3 protein-coding genes are annotated in these 2,410 nt (G+C 67.3%); 1 reads left to right on the forward strand and 2 read right to left on the reverse strand.

What is annotated here, in order from left to right:
* Both ACFCZN_RS21165 and ACFCZN_RS21170 read right to left on the reverse strand, forming a co-directional pair.
* On the reverse strand, nt 1–530 hold a 530-nt coding region (locus ACFCZN_RS21165; RefSeq protein ID WP_430558073.1), incomplete at its 3' end, for a YdcF family protein.
* 13 nt (nt 531–543) lie between these two features.
* A complete protein-coding gene (locus ACFCZN_RS21170; protein WP_430558074.1) occupies nt 544–1,080 on the reverse strand; it encodes a UTRA domain-containing protein in 537 nt (178 codons plus the stop codon).
* 523 nt (nt 1,081–1,603) lie between these two features.
* Between ACFCZN_RS21170 and ACFCZN_RS21175 the strand changes: the two genes are divergently transcribed.
* On the forward strand, nt 1,604–2,410 hold an 807-nt coding region (locus tag ACFCZN_RS21175), incomplete at its 3' end, for an FtsK/SpoIIIE domain-containing protein (RefSeq protein ID WP_430558075.1).

Raw genomic sequence — 2,410 nt, forward strand, 5'->3', positions numbered from 1 at the left:
CCTATGCGCTGCGTGTCGCCCACTAGCATATTGAGCACGCGGTCCTTGTCGCCAATCATTGCTACATAGTCGTCGAACTCCTGTGCGCGTGCGGAGCAGGTGACGTTAAGTTCTGGCCAGACTTTGCGCACGGTCGCGTAGGCACGGCGCTGCTGATACGGCCGGCTAATTACTGTAGCTGACGATGCTTCTATTTCGAGGCGGGCCAGCAGTTCATGGGTGCGGAGGAAGTTCTCTCCTGTATTTGTTGCTCGCTCCTCCATCAGGATCGCGCTGAGCGGCACACCGAGCTCCAGCGCACGCTCTGTGTAGTGCACTGCCTCGCCGCGGGGGAAGACATCTACCGTCGTTGGCGCGTTGGCGCCGGTGAAGACGATGAGCGGGAACCGACCTTCATGCCAGAGTTCCGCTGCGTGCTCCGCGACGCCGATGTCGTGGCTGCCGAGGCCAATGGCGATGTCGGTGTTGCGTGGCTCGTGGTGCAGTTGGTGATAGTCCCAGAGGATTTGGGCATCTTCCATCACGGTCATGCGTTACCTCTCGTCAGTCGGACATCGTGAAGGTGTAGGTCCAGGCGAACCTTGAGGCCGCGTGAACACCTTCGGCGTACTCGACCACACGCCCCTCCTTAGTCCGCGTGGTGCGGTGGAGCACCATGACGGGTTCGCCGACTGGCAACTCGAGCTGGGCGGACTCGTCCGGCGTGGGCATGCGCGCCGTCAGAGTTTCGGTGATCTGGTCGGGCTCAAGGCCCTGGAGAGTGAGAACGGCAAACCCTCCCCCACGTCCGGCCGGCCCCGGTGCCGGGTCGACGAGCGGCGTGCCTTCCACGTCCTCTGCTCGGTAGTAGCTCGTAAGCGAGTGAGTGGGGTGGCCTTCGTGGCGCACGAGCCGGGCTCGCGCATAGACCTCCGACCCGGGCTCGAGCTGCAGTGCGTCCGCCACGTGCGTCGGAGCCGTGAGCCGCTCCACCGTCTGAGTCTGGTCGCTCCGTTCCCACGTCTGCCCGTTGGCATCGCGGTCGGCGATGAACGCGACGCGGTCCCCGAACTTCCAGTTGCTCTTGGCGTAGCGCTCCATGCCGAGACGACGCATCGGAGGGCGCGACCGGACGACGGTTCCACGCCGCCGCACGGGTGTGACGTCCTATAGTCGCGCCTCTGCTACGTTCGTGTTAGAACCACCTCTATCCCGGAGGGGTCAGCCCGGTCCAGACGGGCACATGGCGAAGGAGCTACCAGGATGGCGATGAAGCAGCGGTTCGAGATCGAGCACTCGGTGGCGTTCCCGAAGGGTGCGTTCCTGCGCGGGGAGGTCGAGCCCGTGGCGGACTTCAACGCGGCGCAGCGACCGGACGGCACGCGCCCGCAGCAGCACGACAAGGAGACGGGCCTGCCACTGTGGCAGTGCGTCGTCATCGACGGCGACGAGGACGCCGGCCGCAAGGAGATCGGCGTGACGGTGAAGTTCGCGGCGAAGTACCAGCCGGTCCCGCCGGAGAACGAGTCCGGGTTCCCGTGGACGCTGGCCGGGGGTTCGCCGGGTCCTCGCAGCGCTGTGGCTCGCGCTGCGGTGGACCGTGCGGGCGTGGCGGTGGATCGCGGTGACGCTGTTCGTGGGCGGCGTGGTCGGCCTTCTCGGCTACGACGGGCTGTCGGCGGCGCTCTACTGGTCCGTCCCGGCGTGGAACCTGGTCCGCGCGTTCTGGGCGGTGTTCAGCCCGATGACGTACGAACCGCTTCTCGGTGGCCCGCTGCGTCGTCACCGGTGGCGGCGGTATGTGCGTCGGCAGTGGCCGTCGATGGCGGAGTCCTGCGGGCTCGCCGACCGGGTCGTCCGGGAGAACCGAACCGTCCCGCGGCTGCGTCGTGTACGAGCGCGCGACAACACGCTGACCATCCGAGTTCGCGCTCGCTCGGGTCAGACGCTCGACGACCTGCGCGGTGCCGTCGAGGCTATCGGCACGATCATGGGCGCCGAGGCGTCGACGAGCCGTCGCGTGCGGCCTGGGGTGCTCGACATCGTCCTGACGATGGCTGACCTCCTCGACCAGCCGCTCTACGCGACGATCCCGAACGACGTCGACCCGACCGGGGTGCAGCTCGGCCGCATCCAGGACGGCAACCGGTGGCGTCTCACGTTGCGCGGGCTCCAGACGCTCGTCGTCGGCTGTTCCGGCTCCGGCAAGGGGTCGGTGTTCTGGGGCATCGCGGGGAACCTCGCCCCGGCCGTGCAGGCGGGCCTCGTGCGGCTCTGGGGCATCGACCTCAAGGGCGGCATCGAGATCGGCATGGGTGACCGCCTCTTCTACCGCGTCAGCACGGACGAGCACCAGGCCGTCGACGCGCTACGTGACATGCTCGCCGTGGTCGACCAGCGGCAACGTGCCATGTACGGGAAAACGCGAGAC

This window comes from Isoptericola sp. NPDC056134 (assembly GCF_042264825.1).
Taxonomy (GTDB): Bacteria; Actinomycetota; Actinomycetes; order Actinomycetales; family Cellulomonadaceae; genus Isoptericola; species Isoptericola nanjingensis.

Coding starts and splice junctions, on each gene's coding strand:
- ACFCZN_RS21170 (WP_430558074.1), bottom strand. CDS start 1,080: ATGGAGCGCTACGCCAAGAGCAACTGGAAGTTCGGGGACCGCGTCGCG.